22 protein-coding genes and 1 riboswitch are annotated in these 24,811 nt (G+C 70.4%); of the genes, 14 read left to right on the forward strand and 8 right to left on the reverse strand.

All coding sequences use genetic code 11. The features are described from left to right. Window positions 1-77: 77 nt before the first annotated feature. Both TR46_RS02085 and TR46_RS02090 read left to right on the forward strand, forming a co-directional pair. Window positions 78-1,658, forward strand: a complete 1,581-nt coding sequence (locus tag TR46_RS02085) for a glycoside hydrolase family 53 protein (protein ID WP_042392473.1) — start codon at window positions 78-80, stop codon at window positions 1,656-1,658. A 128-nt stretch (window positions 1,659-1,786) separates the two neighbouring features. Beyond that, window positions 1,787-2,533 carry an IclR family transcriptional regulator gene (locus TR46_RS02090; protein WP_042392476.1) on the forward strand — a complete coding sequence of 249 codons (747 nt, stop codon included), beginning with the start codon at window positions 1,787-1,789 and terminating at the stop codon, window positions 2,531-2,533. A 44-nt stretch (window positions 2,534-2,577) separates the two neighbouring features. On the opposite strand, the gene TR46_RS02095 is transcribed toward TR46_RS02090, so the two are convergent. After that, entirely contained in the window at window positions 2,578-3,240 is a 663-nt protein-coding gene (locus tag TR46_RS02095) for a trimeric intracellular cation channel family protein (RefSeq protein WP_042392478.1), read from the reverse strand. A gap of 410 nt (window positions 3,241-3,650) precedes the next feature. Here TR46_RS02095 and TR46_RS02100 point away from each other — a divergent pair, with 410 nt between their 5' ends. The 5 genes from TR46_RS02100 (at window position 3,651) to TR46_RS02120 (ending at window position 9,742) form a co-directional block, all read left to right on the forward strand. Next, window positions 3,651-4,697 (forward strand): ABC transporter permease, encoded by a 1,047-nt coding sequence (locus TR46_RS02100; protein ID WP_042392480.1) that lies wholly within the window; start codon window positions 3,651-3,653, stop codon window positions 4,695-4,697. 79 nt (window positions 4,698-4,776) lie between these two features. Beyond that, window positions 4,777-6,453 carry an ABC transporter substrate-binding protein gene (locus tag TR46_RS02105; protein ID WP_042392482.1) on the forward strand — a complete coding sequence of 559 codons (1,677 nt, stop codon included), beginning with the start codon at window positions 4,777-4,779 and terminating at the stop codon, window positions 6,451-6,453. 111 nt (window positions 6,454-6,564) lie between these two features. Beyond that, window positions 6,565-7,557, forward strand: coding sequence for an ABC transporter permease (locus TR46_RS02110; RefSeq protein ID WP_042392485.1), 993 nt, complete (start codon window positions 6,565-6,567; stop codon window positions 7,555-7,557). A gap of 20 nt (window positions 7,558-7,577) precedes the next feature. Beyond that, window positions 7,578-8,648 carry an ABC transporter ATP-binding protein gene (locus tag TR46_RS02115; RefSeq protein ID WP_042392487.1) on the forward strand — a complete coding sequence of 357 codons (1,071 nt, stop codon included), beginning with the start codon at window positions 7,578-7,580 and terminating at the stop codon, window positions 8,646-8,648. Between the two features lie 26 nt (window positions 8,649-8,674). Next, entirely contained in the window at window positions 8,675-9,742 is a 1,068-nt protein-coding gene (locus tag TR46_RS02120; RefSeq protein WP_042392489.1) for an ABC transporter ATP-binding protein, read from the forward strand. 112 nt (window positions 9,743-9,854) lie between these two features. On the opposite strand, the gene TR46_RS02125 is transcribed toward TR46_RS02120, so the two are convergent. Together TR46_RS02125 and TR46_RS02130 are read right to left on the reverse strand one after the other, a co-directional pair. After that, a complete protein-coding gene (locus TR46_RS02125; RefSeq protein ID WP_084717761.1) occupies window positions 9,855-10,619 on the reverse strand; it encodes an enhanced serine sensitivity protein SseB C-terminal domain-containing protein in 765 nt (254 codons plus the stop codon). 46 nt (window positions 10,620-10,665) lie between these two features. Continuing rightward, window positions 10,666-11,451, reverse strand: a complete 786-nt coding sequence (locus TR46_RS02130) for an enhanced serine sensitivity protein SseB (protein WP_042392492.1) — start codon at window positions 11,449-11,451, stop codon at window positions 10,666-10,668. Between the two features lie 140 nt (window positions 11,452-11,591). Further along, window positions 11,592-11,679, forward strand: a riboswitch (glycine riboswitch). Window positions 11,680-11,837: 158 nt separating this feature from the next. Here TR46_RS02130 and gcvT point away from each other — a divergent pair. The 7 genes from gcvT to TR46_RS02165 all read left to right on the forward strand — a co-directional run bounded on the left by gcvT (window position 11,838) and on the right by TR46_RS02165 (window position 19,514). Continuing rightward, window positions 11,838-12,956, forward strand: a complete 1,119-nt coding sequence (gene gcvT / locus TR46_RS02135) for a glycine cleavage system aminomethyltransferase GcvT (protein ID WP_042392494.1) — start codon at window positions 11,838-11,840, stop codon at window positions 12,954-12,956. A gap of 76 nt (window positions 12,957-13,032) precedes the next feature. Beyond that, the gene (gene gcvH / locus TR46_RS02140; RefSeq protein WP_042392496.1) at window positions 13,033-13,410 is read left to right on the forward strand and encodes a glycine cleavage system protein GcvH; all 378 of its coding nucleotides are present in this window, start codon (window positions 13,033-13,035) and stop codon (window positions 13,408-13,410) included. Between the two features lie 22 nt (window positions 13,411-13,432). Further along, window positions 13,433-14,701, forward strand: a complete 1,269-nt coding sequence (gene glyA, locus TR46_RS02145) for a serine hydroxymethyltransferase (protein WP_042392499.1) — start codon at window positions 13,433-13,435, stop codon at window positions 14,699-14,701. A 153-nt stretch (window positions 14,702-14,854) separates the two neighbouring features. Further along, a complete protein-coding gene (locus tag TR46_RS02150) occupies window positions 14,855-16,222 on the forward strand; it encodes an L-serine ammonia-lyase (protein ID WP_042392501.1) in 1,368 nt (455 codons plus the stop codon). 26 nt (window positions 16,223-16,248) lie between these two features. Beyond that, window positions 16,249-16,845, forward strand: a complete 597-nt coding sequence (locus TR46_RS02155; RefSeq protein WP_042392503.1) for a class I SAM-dependent methyltransferase — start codon at window positions 16,249-16,251, stop codon at window positions 16,843-16,845. A 131-nt stretch (window positions 16,846-16,976) separates the two neighbouring features. Continuing rightward, a complete protein-coding gene (locus TR46_RS02160; RefSeq protein ID WP_042392506.1) occupies window positions 16,977-19,070 on the forward strand; it encodes a phosphocholine-specific phospholipase C in 2,094 nt (697 codons plus the stop codon). A 102-nt stretch (window positions 19,071-19,172) separates the two neighbouring features. Beyond that, the gene (locus tag TR46_RS02165; protein WP_042392509.1) at window positions 19,173-19,514 is read left to right on the forward strand and encodes a MazG-like family protein; all 342 of its coding nucleotides are present in this window, start codon (window positions 19,173-19,175) and stop codon (window positions 19,512-19,514) included. Here the strand turns inward: TR46_RS02165 and TR46_RS02170 are convergent. The 5 genes from TR46_RS02170 to TR46_RS02190 form a co-directional block, all read right to left on the reverse strand. After that, window positions 19,476-20,060 carry a GNAT family N-acetyltransferase gene (locus tag TR46_RS02170; RefSeq protein ID WP_042392510.1) on the reverse strand — a complete coding sequence of 195 codons (585 nt, stop codon included), beginning with the start codon at window positions 20,058-20,060 and terminating at the stop codon, window positions 19,476-19,478. The genes TR46_RS02165 and TR46_RS02170 overlap by 39 nt on opposite strands. A gap of 122 nt (window positions 20,061-20,182) precedes the next feature. After that, on the reverse strand, window positions 20,183-20,665 hold the full coding sequence (locus TR46_RS02175) for an ATP-binding protein (protein WP_439654332.1): 483 nt from the start codon (window positions 20,663-20,665) through the stop codon (window positions 20,183-20,185). A 232-nt stretch (window positions 20,666-20,897) separates the two neighbouring features. Continuing rightward, window positions 20,898-21,671: an enoyl-CoA hydratase/isomerase family protein gene (locus tag TR46_RS02180; RefSeq protein WP_439654329.1), complete on the reverse strand. Its 774-nt coding sequence runs from the start codon at window positions 21,669-21,671 to the stop codon at window positions 20,898-20,900. Window positions 21,672-21,804: 133 nt separating this feature from the next. Beyond that, the gene (locus TR46_RS02185; protein ID WP_152626271.1) at window positions 21,805-23,034 is read right to left on the reverse strand and encodes a L,D-transpeptidase; all 1,230 of its coding nucleotides are present in this window, start codon (window positions 23,032-23,034) and stop codon (window positions 21,805-21,807) included. A gap of 299 nt (window positions 23,035-23,333) precedes the next feature. Next, window positions 23,334-24,551: a L,D-transpeptidase gene (locus TR46_RS02190; RefSeq protein WP_236655181.1), complete on the reverse strand. Its 1,218-nt coding sequence runs from the start codon at window positions 24,549-24,551 to the stop codon at window positions 23,334-23,336. Window positions 24,552-24,811: the final 260 nt, after the last annotated feature.

A 24,811-nucleotide genomic window follows, 5' to 3' on the forward strand; every position in this document is an offset into this window, starting at 1 on the left:
CATCCACTACGGTGTGCACGTTCCCACCCTGCCCCACCTTCCCCCACCCCATCCCGTCGTCAGAGAGGACGATGTCGATGCCCCACCTGCTCCCGCGGTTCACCAGGGCGCTCGCGGTGACCGCCCTGCTCGCGGTCACCCTGCTGGTCGGAGCGCCCGCCACCGTCGCCCGGGCCGCGACCACCGTCACCAACGGCGGCTTCGAGGCCGACGCCAAGGGCACCGCCACCCCCACCGGGTGGACCACCTACTCGGCCAACGGCACCGGCGCGGCCGCCTACACCGAGGCCGGCGGCCACAGCGGCAGCTACCGGCTCACCCACTACTCGGCCAGTGCCTACTCGGTGAACACCTATCAGTACCTGAGCGGGCTGACCAACGGGAACTACACGCTCACCGCCTGGGTGCGCTCCGGCGGCGGCCAGAACTCGGTGTACGTCGGGCTCAGCAACTGCGGCGGCACGGACAAGAAGACCTACGTCCCCACCATGGCCGACGGCAACTGGGTCCGGGTCGTCGTCTCCACCACGGTCAGCAGCAACCAGTGCACCATCAACCTGGTCTCCGACGCCAAGGCCGGGAACTGGGCCAACTTCGACGACATCAGCTTCACCTCCGGCTACGCCTCGCTGGCGGTCCGCGGCGGCGACGTCTCCAGCCTGCAGCGGGGCGAGAACCTCGGCGGCGTCTACTACAACAGTTCCGGCACCCAGCAGGACGCCCTCACCGTCCTGGGCAACGCCGGGATGAACTACGCCCGGCTCCGGGTCTGGGTGAACCCGGCCGACGGCTTCGACGACGAGGCGCAGCTGCTCGCCATGGCCAAGCAGGTCAAGGCCAAGGGCATGGGACTGCTGCTGGACCTGCACTACTCCGACACCTGGACGGACCCGGGCAAGCAGGCCATCCCGGCGGCCTGGGCCGGCTACACGCTGCCCCAGCTGGAGACCGCGGTCTACAACTACTCCAAGCAGATCACCGCCGACCTGGTCGCCCAAGGCACCGCCCCGGACATGGTGCAGACCGGCAACGAGATCAACGCCGGCATGCTGTGGACCTACGGCTCCACCTCCAACTGGAGCCAGTTCGCCGCCCTGCTCAAGTCCGGCATCAGCGGCGTCAAGGCCGCCGACTCCTCGGCGAAGATCATGCTGCACATCGCCAACGGCGCCGCCGACGCCACCGACAAGGCCTGGTACCAGAACGCGGTGAACTACGGCGTCCCCTTCGACGTCATCGGGCTCTCCTACTACGACTACTGGCACGGCCCGCTGGACCAGCTGCAGACCACCCTGGACGACCTGGCGGCCACCTTCGGCAAGCCGGTCATGGTGGCCGAGACCGCCTACCCGTGGACCACGGCCAACGGCGACGCCGAGACCAACTCGGTGACGGCGACCAACACCACCCTGGATGCCGGGTACCCGGCGACCCCTGCGGGGCAGGCGGCCAACTTCCGCGACGTGCTGTCGGTGGTCCAGGCCGTCCCCAACGGACTCGGCTGGGGCGCCTTCTACTGGGAGCCGACCTGGACCGTGGTCGCCGGCAACGGCTGGGACCCGACCAACGCGAGTTCCGGTGACGGCTGGGAGAACCAGGCCATGTTCGACTTCTCCGACAAGGCGATGGCGGTGGTGAACGACTACGCCGCGCGCTGAGCCCGCCCCGCACCCCGCCGCGCCCCCGTTGCGCCTCCCCGTTGCGCCCAGTGCAACGGCTCTCTAGGATCCCTGCACACGCGCACGACGAAGTCGCGGGGACATGACGGGGCAGGCGGGGTGCGGTTATGACGCAGACGGTCGACCGGGCGCTGGTGATCCTGGCCTCGCTGGCCGAGGGGCCGGCCTCGCTGGAGCAGGCGGCCAACCGGATCGGGGTGCACAAGTCCACCGCGATGCGGCTGCTGCGCACCCTGGAGGAGCACGGCTTCGTCCACCGCCAGCCCGACTACCGCTACCGCCTCGGCGGCCGGCTGTTCTCACTGGCCCAGCTGGCCCTGGAGAGCATCGACGTCCGGGTGGTCGCCGCACCCCACCTGGCCGCCCTGAACGAACGCTGCGGACACACGGTGCACCTCGCCGTCCATGAGGACGGCGAGGTCACCTATGTCGACAAGCTGGAGAGCCGCTACCCGGTCCGGATGTACTCGCGGATCGGCAAGCGGGCGCCGCTGACCGCCTCCGCCGTGGGCAAGGTGCTGCTCGCCGACCTGCCGGAGGCCCGGCGCCGCGAGGTCGCCGAGGCGCTGGAGTACCCCGCCTACACCGCCCGCTCGATCCGCACCCCCGAGGCCCTGCTGGAGGAGCTGGCGCAGGTGCGGGAGCAGGGGTGGGCGGTGGACCGCAGCGAGTACGAGGAGACGGTCAACTGCGTGGCGGTGCCGATCCGCGGGATCGACGGGCGGGTGATCGCAGCCTGCTCGATCTCCACCCCGACGGTGGTGGCCCCCGTCGGGACCCTGCGCCGCCTGATCCCCGACCTTCTCGACACCGCCGCGGCCGTCTCCCTGGAGTACGGCGGCGGGCGAGGCTAGGGTCCGCGGCGGTCCTCCGGGTGCGGGCCTTGCCTGAACACCCGTCAGGCGGCGTCGTCCACGGTGCTGCTGCCGCGGTGCCAAGCCCGGGGCGCGCGCCAGTCATAGCGGAGGGCCAGCAGCCGGAACACGAAGGCGGCGAGTGCGGCGAGCGTCCCGGTGACGCCGTCCAGCCGGTCCAGTCCGATCAGCACGGCGACGATCGTCGAGCCGACCAGCGCGGGCACCGCGTAGAGGGCCCGGTCCCAGCGCAGCAGCGACGGCAGTTCATGGGCGAGCAGGTCGCGGGCGACGCTGCCGCCCACCGCGGTGGCCATGCCCAGGGCGATGTCCGCGACCGAACCCAGGCCGAAGTCATGGGCCTTGGCTGTCCCGGTCACGCAGAACAGCCCGAGCCCGGCCGCGTCCAGCACCTGGATGGTGCGGTTGATCCGCTGCACCTCCGGGTGCAGGAAGAACACCACCAGCGCCGCCACCAGCGGGGTGAAGAAGTACCCCATGTTCTGGAAGGCCGCAGGCGGCACCGCCCCGATGATCAGGTCGCGGAACACCCCGCCGCCGAGCGCGGTGACCTCGGCCAGCACCGCGATGCCGAAGATGTCGAGGTTCTTCCGGACCGCCAACAGGCCGCCGGAGAGGGCGAAGACAAAGATGCCGACCGTGTCCAGCACCTGCTGCACGCCCGGAGCGAAGATTTGCGAGGTCACAGGCCTAGTTGTACCGGCTCCGCGGGAGCGCTCCGCCGAGCGCCGCTCGTGTCATGAATAGATCGATTCATTCCGGCCCACGCGTATCAGTTCACACGGGCGAAACTTCCGCCCATCTCACATCGCAGACGGCATGGCAAAGAAAGAGCAAAATGCACCACTGGACGGGGTGTCTACCTAAATACCGAGAAAAGGGACATAGAGCTACGTCTGACGGGTAGTCACGAAACTCTGACTCCCTGCTATTCAGGGATATTTCGGACATTCGATCATTACGGCCGGATCTCGCATGATCTCATTCTGGTCTCAGGGGTGTTCCTGCTCTTGAGGAGCTAAAAACTACTTGCGTAGAGTCCCCTCACCGCGCAGCGCCGAGAAACTCTGACCCGAAACTTGGGGATGTCCGCACCATGACCATGCCACCCCATCCGACCGATGCCACTGGCGAGGCTTCCGCCCTCGTCGCGGACCGGTCGGAAGCAGCCGCCGACGGCAGTGCCATGGCCGCCGCCACCGCCATCGCCGGACGGTCCCCTGCCCAGGCCGCCTGGTCGCGCCTCAAGCGCGACAAGGTGAGCCTGGTCGCGCTGACCATCGCGGTGATCTTCATCCTGGTCGCCGTCGGCGCGCCGCTGCTCAGTTCTCTGGGCGGCTGGGGTCCGATCACGCAGGACACCAAGTCGATCAACCCGGACACCGGCAACTACCCGATCGGTTCGTTCGGCGGGATCAGCCTCAACCACCTGCTCGGCGTCGAGCCCGGAACCGGCTACGACCTGTTCGCCCGGATCATCTACGGGATGCGCACCTCGTTGATGGTGGGCTTCCTCTCGGCGATGCTCTCCACCGTCGTCGGTGTGGTGGTCGGCCTGGCGGCCGGCTACTTCGGCGGCTGGATCGACACCCTGCTGTCACGCATCATGGACGTGATGCTGGCGTTCCCTCAGCTGCTGTTCATCATCGCGCTGACCCCGGTGATCCAGAGCGCCCTGCAGACCAACGAGCACGGCGGCACCAACGAGAACCTGCGGCTGCTGGTGCTGATCCTCAACATCTCCGTCTTCGCCTGGGCCTACACCGCCCGGCTGGTCCGCGGCCAGGTGCTGTCGCTGCGCGAGCGCGAGTTCGTCGACGCCGCCCGGATCATGGGCGCGGGCTGGCAGCACATCCTGTTCCGCCAACTGCTGCCGAACATCTGGGCGCCGATCCTGATCTCCTTCGCCCTGGCGGTGCCGGCCAACATCAGCACCGAGGCCGCCCTCTCCTACCTGGGCGTCGGCGTCGTCCCACCCAGCCCGGACCTCGGGTCACTGCTCTCCGACTCGGCCCAGTGGTTCCTGCAGGACCCGACCTACCTGTTCATCCCCGGCGTTCTGCTGCTGATCCTCGTCCTCGCCCTCAACCTGCTCGGTGACGGCGTCCGGGACGCTCTCGACCCGCGCGCCAACCGCAGCTGACGCTGCATCCAAGCTTCGGGCCCGGCTCGCCCCCAGGGGCACGCCCGGGAACGGATCTACTAAACAAGGAGCATTTCTGATGATGCGTAGGACGCGCTCAGTCGCCCTTCTGGCGTCTGCCACGGCCCTGGTCCTCGGCGTTACCGCCTGCGGTGGTTCCAGCAAGAGCACCGGCACCAGCTCAGGCGGCGCTACCAAGGGCGGCACCCTGACTGTCCTCAACAAGGCCGACTTCGACCACATCGACCCGCAGCGGACCTACACCACCGAGGGTTCCAGCACGGACCTCGAGATCATCCGGTCGCTGACCGGCTGGGACGAGTCCTCCGGCACCCCGAAGCTGGTCGGCGACCTCGCCACCGACACCGGCACGCCCAGCAACGACGCCAAGACCTGGACCTTCCACCTGCGTACCGGCGTCAAGTACCAGGACGGGACCGCGGTCACCGCACAGGACGTCAAGTACGGCGTGGAGCGCGCCTTCTCGGGCGACATATCCGGCGGTCCGTCCTACGCGCAGAGCCTGCTGGTCGGCGGTGCGGACTACAAGGGCCCGTACACCGGCAAGTCGCTGGACTCGATCCAGACCCCGGACGCCAACACCATCGTCTTCAACCTGGTGCAGTCCTCCGCGGACTTCAACGAGACCACCGCGATGCCGGGCTGGTCCGCCGTGCCGAAGGCGCACGACACCGGCGCCACCTACGACCAGCACGTGTGGGCCGACGGCCCGTACCAGATCCAGTCGTACTCCAAGGGCAAGGAACTTGTTCTGGTCAAGAACAAGTACTGGGACCAGTCCACGGACGTGATCCGCCAGCAGAACGTCGACGAGATCGACTTCAAGTTCGGCCAGGACGAGGCCGCGATCGACCAGGCGCTGGTCGCCAACACCGGCAGCGCGCAGACCTCGATCCAGCAGTGGCCGATCGCCGGCGCCGACCTGGCCACCATCGCCAACAACAAGTCGGTGCAGGACCGGTACTACAAGATCCCCGCTCCCGGCATCAACTACCTGGCGCTGAACACCACCCGGATCACCAACATCAAGGTCCGCCAGGCCATCGAGTACGCCATCGACAAGACCACCGTCCGCGGTGCCTTCGGTGGCTCGGCCTACGGTGACTACGCCACCACCATGCTGAACCCGGGCATGGACGGCTACACGAAGTTCAACCTCTACGCCACGGACCCGACCGGCGACCTCGCCAAGGCCCAGGCGCTGATGGCCCAGGCCGGCAACCCGAAGCTGACGCTGTCCCTCGCGGTCGAGGGCGGCGTGACCACGCAGACCCACTTCGGCGACGCGGTGAAGGCCTCGCTGGCGAAGATCGGGATCACGGTCAACATCACCCCGATCGACGCGTCGAACTACTTCTCCACCACGTCGAACACCAAGAACCAGTACGACATGACGTGGCAGGACTGGATCGCGGACTGGCCGAACGCCTCGACCGTGCTGCCGACCCTGTTCAACGGCAAGCAGATCACCGCTTCCCCGCAGTCCAACTGGGACGCCTCGTACCTGAACGACCCGTCGATCAACGCGGCGCTCCAGTCCGCCACGACGATGACCGACCCGACGGCGCGCAACGCCGCCTGGGGCGCCATCGACAAGTCGATCGCGGAGCAGGCGGCCGTCGTGCCGCTGATGTACATGAACTTCACCGAGCTCTCGGGCTCCAAGGTCGGCGGCGTGATCAAGGACACCGTCCTCGCCGAGCCCAGCCTGGTGCGCGTCTACATCAAGAAGTAGTCCCGCCCCGCTCCATCGCCCGGTCGGCGGCCCCCGCCGCCGACCGGGCACTCCCCGCCGGCCCCAAGCACAAGGGAGGCGGCCCCGGTTCATGCCGGAGCCCAGCACCGCATGCTTCGTTACCTGATTCGGCGCCTGCTCGCGGCAGCCGTCATCCTGCTGGTGATCAGTGTGATCACCTTCTTCATCTTCTTCGCGCTGCCGTCCAACCCCGCCCTGCTGGCCTGCGGCAAGACCTGCTCCCCCTCGCGCCTGGTCGAGATCAAGCACTCGCTCGGTCTGGACCAGAGCATCTACACCCAGTACTGGGAGTTCTTCAAGGGACTCTTCGTCGGCCGCGACTACGGCGACGCCAGCCTGCTCGTCCACTGCCACGCCCCCTGCCTGGGCATCTCGTTCCAGACCGACACCCCGGTGCTGGACACCCTGCTGCAGGACTTCCCGGTGGACCTCTCGCTGGCCCTCGGCGCGGCTGTGGTCTTCCTGATCCTGGGCGTCAGCCTCGGCGTCCTCGCGGCGGTCCGCAAGGGCAGGGCGGCCGACAAGGTCGCCGTCGGTGCGGCACTGGTCGGCGTCTCGCTGCAGATCTACTTCGTCGGCCTGCTGCTGATGTACGTCTTCGTGGACAAGTTCTCCATCCTGCCCACGCCCAACTACACGCCGATCACCCAGGATCCGGTGGCGTGGTTCCAGGGGCTGATCCTGCCCTGGGCCACCCTGGTGATCCTGTTCCTCGCGCTGTACACCCGGCTCAGCCGCTCCTCGATGCTCGAGGTGATGGGCGAGGACTACATCCGGACCGCGCGGGCCAAGGGCCTGTCGTCCCGGACCGTGATCATCAAGCACGGGCTGCGCGCCGCGATCACCCCGATCGTCACCATCTTCGGCATGGACCTCGGCTCGCTGATCGGCGGTTCCGCGGTCATCACCGAGTCCGTGTTCGGCATCAACGGCATCGGCAAGCTCGCCGTGGACTCCGTCACCAACTCCGACCTGCCGGTGATCCTGGGCACCACGCTCTTCGCCGCGACCTTCATCGTCCTCGCCAACGTGGTGGTCGACATGGTGTACGGCATCATCGACCCCCGCGTACGCCTCGCCTGACCCGCCCAAGGAAGCTCCCCGTGGCCATCGAAATCTCGCCGCAGTCCGTGGACGTGGCACCTCCTTCCTCCTTCCTCGAGGTCCGGGACCTGCGCGTGCACTTCCCGACCGACGACGGACTCGTCAAGTCCGTAGACGGGGTGTCGTTCGCGCTCCAGAAGGGCCAGACCCTCGGCATCGTCGGCGAGTCCGGCTCCGGAAAGTCCGTCACCTCGGCGGCCCTGCTCGGCCTGCACAAGGGCAGCCGCGCCCGGGTCACCGGCGAGGTGTGGCTGGACGGAGACGAGCTGGTCAGCATGTCGGAGCAGGACATGCGGTCGCTGCGCGGCAACAAGGTGTCCATGATCTTCCAGGACCCGCTGTCCGCGCTGCACCCGTTCTTCACCATCGGCGCCCAGATCTCCGAGGCCTACCGGGTGCACCACAAGGTGTCCAAGGCCGAGGCCAGGGACCGCGCGGTGGAGATGCTGAAGCGCGTCGGCATCCCCCAGCCCGAGCGCCGGGTCAAGGACTACCCGCACCAGTTCTCCGGCGGTATGCGCCAGCGCGCCATGATCGCGATGTCGCTGGTCTGCAACCCCGAGCTGCTGATCGCCGACGAGCCGACCACCGCGCTGGACGTGACCGTCCAGGCCCAGATCCTGGACCTGATCCGGGACCTGCAGGAGGAGTACGGCTCCGCGGTCATCATCATCACCCACGACCTGGGCGTGGTCGCCGAGATCGCCGACGACATCCTGGTGATGTACGGCGGCCGGCGGATCGAGTACGGCAGCGTGCGCGATGTCCTGAAGACGCCCGAACACCCCTACGCCTGGGGCCTGCTGCAGTCGATGCCGCACCTGGGCGGGGACGTCTCCGAGCGGCTGAACCCGATCCAGGGATCGCCGCCCAGCCTGATCAACCTGCCGACCGGCTGCGCCTTCCACCCGCGCTGCGCGTTCAAGGACCAGGTGGCGGACGGCCGCTGCAGCACCGAGCGGCCCGAGCTCCTCCCGGTTCCCGGAACCGACAAGCACATCGCGGCCTGCCATCTGACCGCTGAGAACAAGATCGAGATCCGCAGCGCAGCCGATCGGCTCGCGAAGTGACGGCGGCGGACGAACAGGAGTTTGGCGTGAGCACCACCAAAACCGTACCCGCTCCTCGTGAGGGGTCCGCGGTCCCGCCGACCGGCGGTGACGAGCTGCTGCGGGTCGAGGGCCTGCAGATGCACTTCCCGATCCGGCAGGGCATCGTCTTCCAGCGGCAGATCGGCGCGGTGCGCGCGGTCGACGGCATCGACTTCTCGATCAACGCCGGCGAGTCGCTGGGCCTGGTCGGCGAGTCCGGCTGCGGCAAGTCGACCACCGGGCGGCTGGCCACCCGACTGCTGGAACCCACCGCGGGCAGCATCGTCTTCGATGGCGAGGACATCACCCACAAGCGCGTCTCCACCATGCGCGAGGCCCGGCAGAACCTGCAGATGATCTTCCAGGACCCGTACTCCTCGCTGAACCCGAGGCACACGGTCGGGACGATCATCGAGACCCCGATGAAGCTCAACGGCATCAACCCGCCGCAGGGGCACAAGAAGCGGGCCCAGGAGCTGCTGGAGATCGTCGGGCTCAACCCGGAGCACTACAACCGGTACCCCAACGAGTTCTCCGGCGGCCAGCGCCAGCGCATCGGCATCGCCCGCGCGCTCGCCCTCAAGCCCAAGCTGATCGTCGCGGACGAGCCGGTGTCGGCGCTGGACGTGTCCATCCAGGCGCAGGTGGTGAACCTGCTGCAGGACCTGCAGCGGGAGTTCAACCTCTCCTTCCTCTTCATCGCCCACGACCTCGCGGTGGTCCGCCACTTCTCCGAGCGGGTCGCGGTGATGTACCTGGGGAAGATCGTCGAGATCGCCGACCGGGAGACGCTCTACCTGCGTCCCCAGCACCCCTACACGCACGCACTGCTGTCGGCCGTCCCGGAGGCGGACCCGGACAGCGAGCAGCGCCGAGAGCGGATCCGGCTGACCGGGGACGTGCCCAGCCCGATCAATCCGCCGTCCGGCTGCCGCTTCCGCACCCGCTGCTGGAAGGCCCAGGACATCTGCGCCGCGCAGGAGCCGCCGCTGGTGCAGCTGATCGGATCGGCCGACGGCCACCAGGCCGCGTGCCACTTCCCCGAGGTGAAGCAGGTCGTCGCTCCGGAGTGACTCCGTCGGCGAACAGGGGGGCGCATCCCGCGGGGGGTGCGCCTCCTTCGGCGTTCTCGGGTGCGGCGTCTGCCTGGCTGAGGTCCGCACCCGAAGGTCTGTCAGAAACCCGTCACCGCTGGTAGTACGGGTACCCGTACCCCCCGGCACCACGGTCGAAGAACGGCACCGCCCGCGCCTGGAGCCACATCGCCACCGGGTCGTACGGGTCGGACATCGCCACGGTGGACACCGCGACCCCGGTCGGCGCCGCAGGCAGCGCGTGCTGCATCATCAGCCGCACCGACTCGACCGCCTGCGGGCCGGAGTCGAACAGGTCCAGGCCGATCACCAGGTAGGGCTCGCCGAAAGCCGGCCGCACCCAGCCCCGCCGCAGCGACCGCACCGCGGGGGTCCCCTGGGCGGCCTGGTTGAGCAGGGCGTAGAAGCGGTCGGCGGCCAGCTGCGGATTCTCCGCCTGGGGATCCCCGATCACCAGCGGTCCGGCCGGCAGCCGGTCCAGGCCTCCGGCGATCCGGCGCAGGTCGGCCCAGGGCAGCCCGACGCCGCCGCCGGGCTGGTGCGGGTTCAGCCACAGCCCCCAGCGCTCCCGGTAGAGCGCCGCGGCGATGTCCCGGCCGGCGCTGACCTGCCAGGCGCGGCTCCAGCCGCTGGCGGCGAGCTGCTCCGGCGAGGTCACACAGGGGGCGTAGCCGAAGCCGCCCACCTCCATGTTCCCGTACTGGGCGTCCGGCCGACCGGCCTCGCCGTGCCACAGCAGCATCCACACCTGACTGGAGGCCACGGCTCCCAGCAGCGCCTCATAGGTGTCGTAGCGCCCCGGGGACACCTCCCGCAGCGCCTGTTCGACGGCGCTCCCGCCCCCTGGCTCCACCACGACTTCCGCTCCCCTGCGTTCCTGTGCTGCGATCCGAACGATCAGCCTAGTGCTCCGAGGGGTGCCGTTCGAAGAACGGTGCGACAGATGTGAGCATCCAGTCGCCGACCGGGTCCTGCGCGAGGTCCAGCAGCACCACTCCCAGGTTCCACGGCAGTGGGACGCGGCCCAGCGCCAGGCCCAGGGCGCGCGTCACCGCTTCCTGGTCCTCCGGCTGCCAGCGGTCCAGCTCCACCCCGACGAACAGCTTCTCCTGGTCGGCCTCGACCCGGGCCAGTACCCGACGGGCCGTCAGCACCACGGGGACCCGGGCGAGCTCGTCCACCGCGGCGGCGAGGAACTCCAGCGGCTCCTCGTACGGGGCCGGGACCCGCAGGCCCACCCTGGCCCCGCGCTCCTCCGCCGTCCCCTCACCGGCGGCGAAGGCCGCCCGCCCGCAGAGCTCGGCGACCCCCTCCGCCGGGACCGGCAGCCCGATCGCACCCTCCGGGTTGACCACGATGCCGACGCCCAGCGGCATCCCCTGGGCCAGCTCGCGCGCCGGCGCGACGGTGAACGACATCGGTCCGGCGACCTGGCGGAACTGCTCCTCCGAGCTGAACACCGGCACGAACGGCTGCCCGGCCAGCTCGGTGGTCGGCAGCTCCAGCGTCCCCGCGTCGTAGCCGCCGCCCCCGGGCAGCGGCACCCAGACCATGCTCCGCCGCAGCACCTCCACCACCCTGGGGGTGGCTCCGGGGTCGCCCACGGCGGCGGACAGCACCCGCTCCAGCTCGTTCGCCGGCCACCCGGGCTGCGGGCCGTCCGGCTGCGGGGGGATGACCGGGTGCATCTGCTGGTACCGCCGTTCTCCGTCGCACTGCTTTCTGCGCGACACAGTATCCGGCCGGGACGTGCCATGATTAGCGCGACCAACAACTCCACACCGGCCGCCCAACTCCGACGCGTCACGTGTCCGCGTCACCTGTCGGAGCAACCCGCGCGGGAGAGCCAGTACGACTGGCGCCGAAGGAGCAAGCCCTCCCCGGAATCTCTCAGGCACCCATACCGCACGGGCCAGGCACATCTGGAAAGCGGTCGGCCACTGGCCGGCCCACCAACGGTGCAAGCCGCCGTCCCCCCGTGCGGGTGGTGACGCGGTGAAGCTCTCAGGTCGCAGCGACAGAAGGGGAGCCCCTGCCGCAGCATGTCCTTGAGAGAGCCAACAGGAGAGTGTCCATGACTCTGCGATACACCGCGCTGGACCGGGTCCACCGCGCCCTCGGCGCCACCATGACCGACTTCGCCGGATGGGACATGCCGCTGCGCTACGGCAGCGAACGCGAGGAGCACAACGCCGTCCGCACCAGGGCAGGGCTGTTCGACCTCTCCCACATGGGCGAGATCACCGTGACCGGCCCGCAGGCCGGCGAGCTGCTGGACCACGCGCTGGTCGGCTTCGTCTCGGCGCTGGCCGTGAACAAGGCCCGCTACACCATGATCTGCGCGGCCGACGGCGGCATCCTGGACGACCTGATCGTCTACCGCACCGGCGAGGCGGAGTTCCTGGTCGTCGCCAACGCCTCCAACGCCCAGCTGGTCCTGGACGAGCTGACAGCACGCGCCGAGGGCTTCGAGGCCGCCGTCCGCGACGACCGCGACGCCTATGCGCTGATCGCGATCCAGGGTCCGGAGGCCACCGCGATCCTGGCCCCGCTCACCGAGGCGGACCTGCCGGGGCTGAAGTACTACACCTCGCTGCCGGCCACCGTGGCCGGCCGCCCGGCGCTGCTGGCCCGCACCGGCTACACCGGCGAGGACGGCTTCGAGCTGTTCGTTGCCCCCGGCGACGCCGAGGCGCTGTGGACCGCGCTGTCCGAGGCGGGCGCCGACCGCGGCCTGGTCCCCTGCGGGCTGTCCTGCCGGGACACCCTGCGGCTGGAGGCCGGGATGCCGCTGTACGGGCACGAGCTCAGCACCGAGCTCACACCGTTCGACGCCGGCCTGGGCCGGGTGGTCCGCTTCGACAAGACCACCAACGGCGGCGCCTTCATCGGCCGCGAGGCGCTGGAGAAGGCCGCCGAGGTGGCCGCCGCCGAGCCGCCGCGGGTCCGGGTCGGGCTGGTCTCCCCCGGCCGCCGGGTGCCCCGGGCCGGAATGCCGGTGGTGGCCGCCGACGGCACGGTGATCGGCTCGATCACCTCCGGCGCGCCCTCGCCCACCCTGGGCAGGCCGATCGCGATGGCCTATGTCGACGCCGCGCACTCCGCCCCCGGCACCGCCGTGGCGGTCGACGTGCGCGGCACCCATGAGCCGGTCGAGGTCGTCGCGCTGCCGTTCTACCAGCGCGCCCGCTAGCCGCTGCCGCGGCCTCCCCGTCTCCCTGTACGGACCTGTTTCGCCCTCCCCTCCCTGATCCTGGAGAATCGCAGTCATGAGCAACCCCCAGCACCTCACCTACAGCAAGGAACACGAGTGGCTGACGGCCGTCGAGGACGGCGTGGCCACCGTGGGGATCACCGCGTTCGCCGCCGACGCGCTCGGTGACGTCGTCTATGTGCAGCTCCCCGACATCGGCCAGACCGTCACCGCGGGCGAGACCTGCGGCGAGCTGGAGTCCACCAAGTCGGTCAGCGACCTCTACTCCCCCGCCACCGGCGAGGTCCTCGAGGCCAACCAGGCCGTGGTGGACGACCCCGCACTGGTCAACTCCGCTCCCTTCGCCGAGGGCTGGCTGTTCAAGATCCGGCTCGACGGAACCCCCGCGGGCCTGCTGACCGCCGACGAGTACTCCGCCCACACCGGCGCCTGACTCCTTAGGGATGATCGAAGACATGACGGTTCTGAACCAGTCCCTGCACTCCCTCGACCCCGAGGTCGCAGCGGCCGTGGACGCCGAGCTGCACCGGCAGCAGTCCACCCTGGAGATGATCGCCTCCGAGAACTTCGCCCCGGTGGCGGTGCTGGAGGCCCAGGGCTCGGTGCTCACCAACAAGTACGCCGAGGGCTACCCGGGCCGCCGCTACTACGGCGGCTGCGAGTACGTCGACGTCGTCGAGCAGCTCGCCATCGACCGGGTCAAGGCGCTGTTCGGCGCCGAGCACGCCAACGTCCAGCCGCACTCGGGCGCCTCGGCCAACGCCGCCGCGATGTTCGCGCTGCTCAAGCCGGGCGACACCATCCTGGGCCTGGACCTGGCCCACGGCGGGCACCTGACCCACGGCATGAAGATCAACTTCTCCGGCAAGCTCTACAACGTGGCCGCCTACCACGTGGACGCCGAGACCCACCTGGTCGACATGGACGAGGTCGAGCGCCTCGCCAAGGAGCACCAGCCGCAGATGATCATCGCCGGCTGGTCCGCCTACCCGCGCCAGCTGGACTTCGCCGCCTTCCGCCGGATCGCCGACTCGGTGGGCGCGCTGCTGATGGTGGACATGGCGCACTTCGCCGGCCTGGTCGCGGCGGGGCTGCACCCCTCCCCCGTGCCCTACGCCGACGTGGTCACCACCACCACGCACAAGACCCTGGGCGGCCCGCGCGGCGGCGTGATCCTCTCCAAGGCCGAGTACGCCAAGAAGATCAACTCCGCGGTCTTCCCCGGCCAGCAGGGCGGCCCGCTGGAGCATGTGATCGCGGCCAAGGCGGTCTCCTTCAAGGTCGCCGCCACGGACGAGTTCAAGGACCGGCAGCGGCGCACCCTGGAGGGCGCGAAGATCCTGGCCGACCGGCTCACCCGGGCCGACGCCACCGAGGCCGGCGTGTCCGTGCTCTCCGGCGGCACCGACGTCCACCTGGTCCTGGTGGACCTGCGGAAGTCCGAGCTGGACGGCCAGCAGGCCGAGGACCGGCTGCACGCGGTCGGCATCACCGTCAACCGCAACGCCGTGCCGTTCGACCCGCGGCCGCCGATGGTCACCTCGGGCCTGCGCATCGGCGCCCCGGCGCTGGCCACCCGCGGTTTCGGCGCCGAGGACTTCACCGAGGTGGCGGACATCATCGCGGAGGCGCTGAAGCCCTCCTTCGACGACGCCGAGCGGGACGCCCTGGCGGCCCGGGTCTCGGCGCTCGCCGCGAAGCACCCGCTCTACCCGGAGCTCTAGTCCGGGATCCGCTCTACCCGAAGCAGGAACACCCGCACCAGGGGTTCCGCACTTCGACGGGGCACCGTGCACACTCGACCAGTGAGCGCGGTGCCCCGCACCACGTCCCCATCCCACAGCACCGGACCCTCACCACCAGACAAGGGCGTCACCGTGGCCATCAGCGTCTTCGACCTCTTCTCCATCGGCATCGGGCCGTCCAGCTCGCACACCGTCGGACCGATGCGCGCGGCCCGGATGTTCGCCCGGCGGCTGAAGTCCGAGGGCGTGCTGGCGCAGACCGCCTCGGTCCGGGCCGAACTGTTCGGCTCGCTGGGGGCGACCGGGCACGGCCACGGCACCCCGAAGGCCGTGCTGCTCGGCCTGGAGGGGAACTCCCCGCGCACCGTGGACATCGCCCAGGCGGACCTGGACGTGGACCGGATCAAGGCGGAGCGGCGGCTGCGGCTGCTGGGTCTGCACGAGATCGCCTTCGACGCCGACACCCAGCTGGTGCTGCACCGCCGCAGGTCACTGCCGTACCACGCGAACGGGATGACCCTCTGCGCCTATGACGCGGCCGGGTCCCCGCTGCTGGAGAAGACCTACTACTCGGTCGGCGGCGGCTTCGTGGTGGACGAGGACGCCATCGGCGCGGACCGGGTCAAGCCGGACGACACGGTGCTGCGCTACCCCTTCCGTACCGGCGCCGACCTGCTGCGCTGGACCGCCGAGACCGGGCTCTCGGTCTCCGCGCTGATGCTGGAGAACGAGAAGGCCTGGCGGTCGGAGCAGGAGATCCGGACCGGCCTGCTGGAGATCTGGCGGGTGATGCAGGAGTGCGTGCGCAACGGCATGAACCACGAGGGCATCCTGCCGGGCGGCCTCAAGGTCCGCCGCCGGGCCGCGCCGGCGGCCCGCGCGCTGCGGGTCGAGGGCATCGGCCCGGCCAACGCCATGGAGTGGGTGACCCTCTACGCGATGGCCGTCAACGAGGAGAACGCCTCCGGCGGCCGGGTGGTCACCGCCCCGACCAACGGCGCGGCCGGCATCATCCCGGCCGTCCTGCACTACTACCTGAACTTCATCCCGGGCGCCGACGACGACGGGATCGTCCGCTTCATGCTGACCGCCGGCGCCATCGGCATGCTCTTCAAGGAGAACGCCTCCATCTCCGGCGCCGAGGTCGGCTGCCAGGGGGAGGTCGGCTCCGCCTGCTCGATGGCCGCGGGCGGCCTCGCCGAGGTGCTGGGCGGCACCCCCGAGCAGGTCGAGAACGCCGCCGAGATCGGCATCGAGCACAACCTCGGGCTCACCTGCGACCCGGTCGGCGGCCTGGTCCAGATCCCCTGCATCGAGCGCAACGGCATGGCCTCCGTCAAAGCCGTCACCGCCGCCCGGATGGCCCTCCGCGGCGACGGCCGGCACCACGTCTCCCTGGACAAGGCCATCAAGACCATGAAGGAGACCGGCGCGGACATGAAGGTCAAGTACAAGGAGACCTCGCGCGGAGGACTCGCGGTCAACGTCATCGAGTGCTAGCGGTACCGACACGGGGGGGTGGGCGGATGCTGAGCAGCAACGCCGGATACGCGGCGGAGGCCGACGCGTTGGCGGTGCAGTACGAGGAGACGACGTTCGAGGCGGTGCACGGGCGGGTGCTCGGGCTGCTGCCGGCGGCGCCGGCCCGAGTGCTGGACGTCGGCGCCGGGACCGGGCGCGACGCGGCGGCGCTGGTGCGGCGCGGGTACGCGGTGGTGGCCGTCGAGCCGACGGCGGAACTGCGGGCGCACGGGCGGCGGATCCACGCCGGGGTCGGCATCGACTGGGTCGACGACTCGCTGCCGGGCCTGGCCGCCGTTCCGGACGCCGGGCCGGGGTTCGACGCCGTTCTGGCGACCGCGGTGTGGATGCACCTCGACGCCGGGGAGCGCGTGGCAGCGATGGAGCGCGTCGCCGGGCTGCTGCGCCCCGCCGGGCTGCTGTTCCTGACGCTGCGTCATGGCCCGGTCCCGGCCGGGCGCCGGATGTTCGACGTCGGGGCGGAGGAGACGGTCGAACTCGCCTCCGGCCACGGCCTGGTGCCGGTGCACCGCAGCGAGCGGGCGGACGGCCATGGCCGGGGCGGCGTCAGCTGGAGCCACGTCGTGCTGCGACGGGGCTGACCCGGCCGACGACCCCGTTGGCGAAGCCTTCCCCCGGCTGTTCCACAAACATCCCCACTTGTTCGAACAAGTGTGGTGAGAGTGTCCCACCACTCTCACGCACCTCGGACAGACCGGGAGACCTCTCCTTCATGAGCGCCCTCAACCGCCGCCGTTTCATCCAACTCGCCGGCGGCACCGCCGCCCTCACCGCGATGTCGAGCAGCATCGCCCGTGCTGCCTCGATCCCCGCCGCCCGCCGCACCGGCACGCTGAAGGACGTCGACCACATCGTCGTCCTCATGCAGGAGAACCGCTCCTTCGACCACTACTTCGGCACCCTGCGCGGGGTCCGCGGCTACGGCGACCCCAAGCCGGTCACGCTGCCCAGCGGCAAGTCGGTCTGGTACCAGTCGGACGGCGGCAAGGAGATCCTGCCGTTCCACCCGGACGCCAAGAACCTGGGCCTGGCCTTCCTGGAGGACCTCGCCCACGACTGGAACACCACCCACCGGGCCTGGAACAACGGCGCCTACGACAAGTGGATCCCGGCCAAGGGCCCGACCACCATGGCCCATCTGGACCGCGGGGACATCCCCTTCCACTACGCACTGGCGGACGCCTTCACCATCTGCGACGCCTACCACTGCTCGCTGATGAGCAGCACCGACCCCAACCGCTACTACCTCTGGACCGGGTACACCGGCAACGACGGCAAGGGCAAGGGGCCGGTCCTGGACAACGCCGAGGCCGGCTACTCCTGGACCACCTACCCGGAGCGGCTGGAGCAGGGCGGGATCTCCTGGAAGATCTACCAGGACGTCGGCACCGGCCTGGACGCCGCAGGCTCCTGGGGCTGGACCAACGACGCCTACATCGGCAACTACGGCGACAACTCGCTGCTCTACTTCGACCAGTACCGCGACGCCAAGCCCGGCGACCCGCTCTACGACAAGGCCCGCACCGGCACGGACGCGACCAAGGGCGACGGCTTCTTCGACGTGCTGAAGGCCGACGTGAAGGCCGGGAAGCTGCCGCAGGTGTCCTGGGTGGTCGCCCCCGAGGCCTTCACCGAGCACCCCAACTGGCCCGCCAACTACGGCGCCTGGTACATCTCCCAGGTCCTGGACGCGCTCACCGCGGACCCGGACGTCTGGGCCAGGACGGCGCTGTTCATCACCTTCGACGAGAACGACGGCTTCTTCGACCACGTGGTCCCGCCGGCGCCGCCGTTCAGCGCCGTTCAGGGCGCGTCCACCGTGGACGTCTCGGACGAGCTGTACACCGACGGCGTCTCCGCGGCGAGCCTGCTCGCCGGGGGCAGCGGCTTCCTCTCCTCCCAGTACGGCCTCGGCCCGCGGGTGCCCATGCTGGTGGTGTCGCCCTGGAGCAAGGGCGGCTTCGTCAACTCGCAGGTGTTCGACCACACCTCGGTGATCCGGTTCATGGAGGAGCGGTTCGGCGTCAGGGAGCCCAACATCTCCGCCTGGCGGCGCGCCGTCTGCGGCGACCTGACTTCGGCCTTCGACTTCTCCCGGAGCGACGCATCGGTGCCGCACCTGCCGGCCACCGGCGGCTACCAGCCGACGGACCGGAACCGGCACCCCGACTACGTGCCCACCCCGCCCGCCGACCCGGCGCTGCCGAAGCAGGAGCGCGGCACCCGGCCGGCCCGTCCGCTGCCGTACGACCTGTCCGCCGACGCCCGGGTGGACCGCGCCAAGTCCACTCTGGCCATCGAGTTCGCCAACCACGGCCGGGCCGGGGCGAACTGGCAGGTCCGCTCCGGCACCGACAGCAGCGGTCCGTGGACCTACACCGTCGAGCCGCACAAGTCGCTGACCGGCAGTTGGACCGTCGGCACGGCCGCCGACGGCGACTACGCGTTCTCGGCCCACGGCCCGAACGGCTTCCTGCGCGAGTACAAGGGCAGCATCGCCACCGCCGGTCCCGAGCTGAGCACCCGCCACGACGGCCACGGCAGCCGGGTCGAGCTGGTGCTGACCAACCACGGGAGCAGCACGGTCCAGCTGACCGTCACCGACGCCTACGGCTCGGACCGGCCCGAGAGCTACCGGCTGCGGCCCGGCGCCAGCCGGGTGCACACGACCGCCCTGAACGACACCCACGGCTGGTACGACCTGTCGGTGACCTCCACCGAGGACCCCGGCTTCCTGCGCCGCACGGCCGGCCATGTCGAGACCGGCCGGGTCAGCACCAGCGACCCGGCCATCGGCGCCGTCTGAGGCCACCGTCCTGATGGGACCTATGGGGTCGTGACCGGCGTTTGACGTCGGCCACGGCCCTCGGCCAGCCTGGGCTTCCTCCCCCTACGTACTGGAGCGCCCGTGGACGACACCGCCTGGGACACCATCGACCACCTGGTCGGCTGGCTCGACGAGGGCAACGACCTGCCGGACGACACCAGGGTGCTGCTGCAGCTGCTCAAGATCACCGAGGAGGCCGGCGAGGTCGCCGAGGCGGTGATCGGCGCCACCGGGACCAACCCCCGCAAGGGCTTCTCGCACACCTGGGACGACGTCAGGAACGAGCTGTGCGACGTCATCGTGACCGCCATGGTCGCCCTCACCCGGCTCACCCCGGACGCCCGCGAGGTCTTCGCCGCCAACCTCCGGCGGATCTCCGAGCGCTCACTCGCCCAGGGGACGGCGGTGCTCCCAGACGCGTAGCTCGATCCGGGTGCCGTCCTTCTCCTCGATGATCTCGAACGGCAGGTCGGCGGCGGCGAATCCGGACCTGCGGGCGACCGCCGAGCTGGCGTCGTTGTCGGGTTCGATCCGCAGCACCACCCGGCGGGCGCCGAGAACGGTGTAGGAGAAGTCGGTGAGCAGCCGCACCGAGCGGACCGCGAGCCCGCGGCCGCGGTGGGCGGCACCGATGGCGTAGCCGAGTTCGACGTCGCGGCCGTCGTCGCCCTTGAGCATGGCCAGCACCTCGCCGCGCGGGGCGCCGCCGGCCCCGGTGCCGTCCTCGGTGATGGCGAACTGGATCCTGGTCCCCGCCTCCCGGGCGGCGCGGGCCCGGCCCAGATAGCGTTCGGCCGCGTCCCGGTCGAACGGCGAGCTGAGCGGGGTCCAGCGGGCCACCTCGGGCTCGTCGAACAGCTGCACCATCACCGGGACGTCCTCCTCGGTCCACTCGCGCAGGAACAGCCCCGCTCCGGCGAGGGTGAACGGCGGCTCGGGCAGGACGGCGGCGGCAGCAGGAAGCGTCATGATCGGTATCCTCCCTGCTGGAACCGGCGGAGGCCAGCCGTTTTGCGCCTTCCCCCTGGTCACCGGGGGTCCGGTCGGCAGCGGCCCCGGTCGGCCGCAACGCCGGTCGGCCGCAACGCCCGTCAGCCCGTGCCGGGCTCACGGGTTCGCAGCTCGAACCAGACCGACTTGCCGTGCGACCTCAGGTCCGCGCCCCAGCGGTCGGACATCAGGTCCACCAGTTGCAGCCCGCGCCCGGCCTCGTCCCCGGGCTCACCCATGATCAGACAGGGCAGCGCCCTGGACGGATCGCGCACCTCGAAGCGGACGCTGCCCTGCCGCCGCACCAGCCGCAGCCCGAAGGAGCGGCCGCCGGTATGCCGGACCACGTTGGCGACCAGCTCGCCCACCAGTTGCTCCGCCACCTCGCCCAGGCCGCCCAGGCCCCAGGTGTCCAGGGCGGACCGGACGAGGCGGCGGGCTCTCACCGAGGAGGCCGGGCCCGAAGGTAACCGCACCTCCTCGGTCAGCGGGTCGGTGAGCTGGCCGAAGAGCGCGAGTTCCAACTCCTCCGGAGTCACGTCCTCCGGGCAGCCGACCGAGCCGCCGAGCGTTTCCGGCCACAGCGCGGCCGTCCAGTCGTCGAGCCAGGCGGGGTCCGCACGGACACCCGTGCCGCCACCGATGACATGCTCCAGGGCCGCGACCGCACCACCGCCGGTCCCGTCCGTCACTCGCTGCTCAGCCTTGCCCCGTGGTGCCATGCCCCTATCATCGCGACTCTGCGCTGACTTGGGGAGCACAATGCGTAAAGAATCATCAGTGCTTCCGGCATATGCGCATGAGGACCACCGGGGGTCAGCGGAACACCGCCTTGCCGGGACCGTCCTCCACAAAGCTACGCATACCGGTCTCCCGGTCCTCGGTCGCGAACAGGCCGGCGAAGAGGTTGCGCTCCAGGGCGAGGCCGGTGTCCAGATCCGTCTCCAAGCCGCGGTCCACCGCCTCCTTGGCCGCCCGCAGCGCCAGCGCGGGGCCCGCCGCCAGCTTCGAGGCCCAGGCCAGCGCGGTCGGGTAGACCTCCTCGGCCGGGACGACCTGGTCAGCGAGACCGATCCGCAGCGCCTCCTCGGCGCGCACCTGACGCCCCGTGAAGATCAGCTCCTTGGCCCTGGACGGGCCGACCAGCCGGGACAGCCGCTGGGTGCCGCCGGCCCCGGGGATCAGCCCCAGCAGGATCTCCGGCTGGCCGAACTTCGCGTTCTCGGCCGCGATCCTGATGTCGGCGCAGAGCGCCAACTCGCAGCCCCCGCCCAGCGCGTAGCCGGTCACCGCGGCGACCACCGGCTTGGGGATGCGGGCGACCGCGTCGAAGGCGCCCTGCAGGGCGGGACCGCGTTCCAGCATGTCGGCGTACGACATCCGCTGCATCTCCTTGATGTCGGCGCCGGCCGCGAAGACCTTCTCGCCGCCCCAGACCACCACGGCCCGCACGTCGGAGCGGGCGGCGGCCTCCTCGGCGACCTGCTTGAGCTGGTCCTGCATCGCCGCGTCCAGGGCGTTCATCGGCGGGCGGGCCAGCCGGATCGTCCCGACGGCGTCCTGCACATCGAGGCTGACGAGCACGGTCATGAGTCTCCTCCTGAGCACCTGGGGTGGGTTAACGCATGCTAACGGGCCGGAGCGGCAACGACGACGGCCCGGCCCCCGGGTGGGGGACGGGCCGTCGTCGTTGCCGCCGTCGTCCGGGCTCAGGGCCCTGGGCTCAGTTGGAGGTCCAGGCGGACCAGCTCATGTTCCAGCCGTTCAGGCCGTTGTCCGGCTGGACGATCTTGTCGGGCGAGTTGACCACCTGGACCACGTCGCCCACCATCGAGTTGTCGTAGAACCAGGCCGCCGGGGTGGTGGAGTCGCCGCCGCCCTGGACGTCGTGCAGACCGACGCAGCCGTGGCTGGTGTTCTCACTGCCGAAGGTCGAGACCGGCCGCCAGTAGTTGCCGTGCACAAAGGTGCCCGAGGTGGTCAGCCGCATGGCGTGCGGCACGTCCTTGATGTTGTAGGCGTTGCCCAGGCCGACGGTCTGCGAGTCCATGTCGACCGTCGGGTCCTTCTCGGTGATCACCATCTTGCCGTTGTAGGTGGTGTGGTCCGGGTCGCCGAGGCTGGCCGGGATGTTCCGGTAGAGCGCCCCGTTGCGGTACACCTTCAGCGTGTGCGCGGTGTTGTCGGCGACGCTGGTCTGGCTGCGGCCGATGGTGAAGGAGACGTCCTTGTACTGCTTGCCGTAGACGCCGCTGCCCGTCTCCACGCCGTCCAGGTCCATGTGCAGGGTGGCCTTGGTGCCGGCCTTCCAGTAGCTCTGCGGACGCAGGTCCAGCCGCTGGTCGCCGAACCAGTGGCCCTCGACGTCCACGGCCGGGGAGGCGGTGACCGAGATCGCCTTCGCCACGGCGGCCCGGTACGTGCTGCTCACCGGGTGGGTGAAGGTGATCGACACCTCCATGCCGACGCCGTAGGTGGCCCCCGCGTCGACGTTGAAGTTGCCGATGTTGGTGTTGCTCGGCGTCATGGTGGTGAAGCTGGACCGCTCGGTGACGCTCAGGCCGTTGCTGTCCACCGCGGTCGCGTCCACCGAGTACTTGGTGCCGGAGCGCAGCGCGCTCGCCGGGGTCCAGTTGCTGCCGTCGGTGGCGAGGGTGCCGGTGATGGCGGTGCCGTCGGAGGCGGCGACCTTGACCGTGGTCAGCTTGCCGGTCGCCACGGTGACCTTGAGGGCGCCGTTGGTGTCCACACCCGTCGAGTCGTTCTTCGGCGAAATGGTCACCACTGCCGCGGAGTTCGGCGAGGCGGAGGGCGTACTGGCGGACCCGCCGCCGGCGCCCGCCGACGCGCTCGCGGCACCCCCCGCGGCCGCGCCCACCGCGGTGCTGCTGCCGCCGTTGCTGCTGCACGCGGTGGCGACCAGCAGCAGCGAGCCCGCCGCCAGCGCCACCAGCGCCTGACGGGTGCCGCTGCGACGGCCCCCGCCGGTCCCCCGTCCGCGCCGTTCCCTGTCGTTGCTGGCGTCAACCGCCCGTGCCGAACTCAACCGACTCTCCCCTCCCGGATGTTCAACCTCTAAGAACGCCCGGGCACGCCAGTAGGTTGCAGGTCCGAGGGCGGGAGATTTTTTCCCGCGCGTGCCGGGCGGACGCGACGCACTCTAACCGGCACAGCTGGGAGAACTCTGCGGGAAGTGACGGTTGACGCCCGTTCGTGGGGATCCGGTACCAATTCGTTGCACGGTGACCGCAGTCAGCGCACGGCGCTGCCGGCCGTCCACTGCGACCAGCTGAGGTTCCAGCCGCCCATGCCGTTGTCGGGGGCGACCTGGCCGCCGGCCGAGCCGGTCACCTGCACCACGTCGCCGATCATCGAGTGGTCGTACAACCAGCCCGCCGGGGTGTCGTCACTCGTCCCGCCCTTGACGTCGTGCAGCCCGATGCAGCCGTGCGAGGTGTTCTGGCTGCCGAAGACCGAGGCGGGACGCCAGTAGACGCCGTGGACGAAGGTGCCGGAGTCGGTGAGCCGCATCGCGTGCGGGACGGCGGGGATGTCGTACTCGCTGCCCAGTCCCACGCTCTGCGAGTTCATCCGGGTCACCTGGTACATCTCGGAGATCACCATGATCCCGTCGTAGCTGGCGTGCCCGGGGCCCCCGGCCGAGATCGGCAGGGTGCGCAGCAGCTCTCCGCCGCGGCGGACCGTGAGGGTGTCGGCGGCCGTGTCGGCGGTGCTGATCTGGGCCCGGCCGATGGTGAAGGCGACCTTCTTGGACTGCGTGCCGTACACCCCGGGCGCGCCCTCGACGCCCTTGAGGTTCAGCGCCAGCACCACCTCGGTGCCCGGTCGCCAGTAGTTCTGCGGCCGGAAGTCCAGTCGGCGGTCGCCGAACCAGTGTCCTGCCACCGGGACGGACGGACTGGCGGTCACGGTGACGGCGCGCTGCACCGCGGCCCGGTCGGTGATCGACCGGTTGAAGCGCAGCGACACCTCCATGCCGACGCCGACGGTGCTGCCGTTCTCGGGCGAGTAGAAGCCGATGAAGGTGTTGGTGGGGACGAAGGTGGTGAAGACGGCGTGCTTGGCGGCCTGCAGGCCGTGGCTGTCGGCGGCGATGGCGTCCAGGGTGTAGCGGGTCTCCGGCAGCAGCTTGCCGGTCGGCTTCCAGGAGGCCGCGCCGGCGGCGAACGCGCCGGGGACCTCGTCGCCCCGGTCGTCCCGCAGCCGGACCTGGGTGAGCGTCCCGGAGGCGACGGCTACACCGACCCCGCCCTGGGCCGGGACCTGCGCGGCGCCGTCCCCGGGGGTGAGGGTGACCACGGCCGCGGACACCGCCGGAGCGGAGTCCGCGGAGGGGGCCTGTCCCGATCCGCCTCCGCCGCAGGCGGTGAGCAGCGCCAGCAGGCCCGCCGACAGGCCGACGGCCGCCCCCCGAAGTCCCGACCGCCGCACCCTGTTGCCCTGACCCACCGTCACCGCTCCTCCGTGTCGTCGACATGGATCAACGACCGCTGATCAACGGGGACACGTCCTCCGCGTGGATAGGTGGCCGCTGGTACGTGACATCCGCAGGCAGGGTGGGAACGTACATTCCAGCCGGGGAACGGGACTCCCCGCAGCGGGGAGGTACGTGTCATGACGGCGTGGCAGGGGGCGGGTGACCAAGGTGGGAGCGATGCGGACGGCGGGCACCGGCGGCTGCGGCTGGTAGCACCGGGACAGCAGGCCCC

The sequence above is a fragment of the Streptacidiphilus carbonis genome (assembly GCF_000787775.1).
In the GTDB taxonomy this organism is placed as follows: Bacteria; Actinomycetota; Actinomycetes; order Streptomycetales; family Streptomycetaceae; genus Streptacidiphilus; species Streptacidiphilus carbonis.

Coding starts and splice junctions, on each gene's coding strand:
- TR46_RS02090 (WP_042392476.1), top strand. CDS start 1,787: ATGACGCAGACGGTCGACCGGGCGCTGGTGATCCTGGCCTCGCTGGCC.
- TR46_RS02180 (WP_439654329.1), bottom strand. CDS start 21,671: ATGACCGTGCTCGTCAGCCTCGATGTGCAGGACGCCGTCGGGACGATC.
- TR46_RS02155 (WP_042392503.1), top strand. CDS start 16,249: ATGCTGAGCAGCAACGCCGGATACGCGGCGGAGGCCGACGCGTTGGCG.
- TR46_RS02130 (WP_042392492.1), bottom strand. CDS start 11,451: ATGCACCCGGTCATCCCCCCGCAGCCGGACGGCCCGCAGCCCGGGTGG.
- gcvT (WP_042392494.1), top strand. CDS start 11,838: ATGACTCTGCGATACACCGCGCTGGACCGGGTCCACCGCGCCCTCGGC.
- TR46_RS02170 (WP_042392510.1), bottom strand. CDS start 20,060: ATGACGCTTCCTGCTGCCGCCGCCGTCCTGCCCGAGCCGCCGTTCACC.
- TR46_RS02105 (WP_042392482.1), top strand. CDS start 4,777: ATGATGCGTAGGACGCGCTCAGTCGCCCTTCTGGCGTCTGCCACGGCC.
- TR46_RS02100 (WP_042392480.1), top strand. CDS start 3,651: ATGACCATGCCACCCCATCCGACCGATGCCACTGGCGAGGCTTCCGCC.
- gcvH (WP_042392496.1), top strand. CDS start 13,033: ATGAGCAACCCCCAGCACCTCACCTACAGCAAGGAACACGAGTGGCTG.
- TR46_RS02160 (WP_042392506.1), top strand. CDS start 16,977: ATGAGCGCCCTCAACCGCCGCCGTTTCATCCAACTCGCCGGCGGCACC.
- TR46_RS02110 (WP_042392485.1), top strand. CDS start 6,565: ATGCTTCGTTACCTGATTCGGCGCCTGCTCGCGGCAGCCGTCATCCTG.
- TR46_RS02085 (WP_042392473.1), top strand. CDS start 78: ATGCCCCACCTGCTCCCGCGGTTCACCAGGGCGCTCGCGGTGACCGCC.
- glyA (WP_042392499.1), top strand. CDS start 13,433: ATGACGGTTCTGAACCAGTCCCTGCACTCCCTCGACCCCGAGGTCGCA.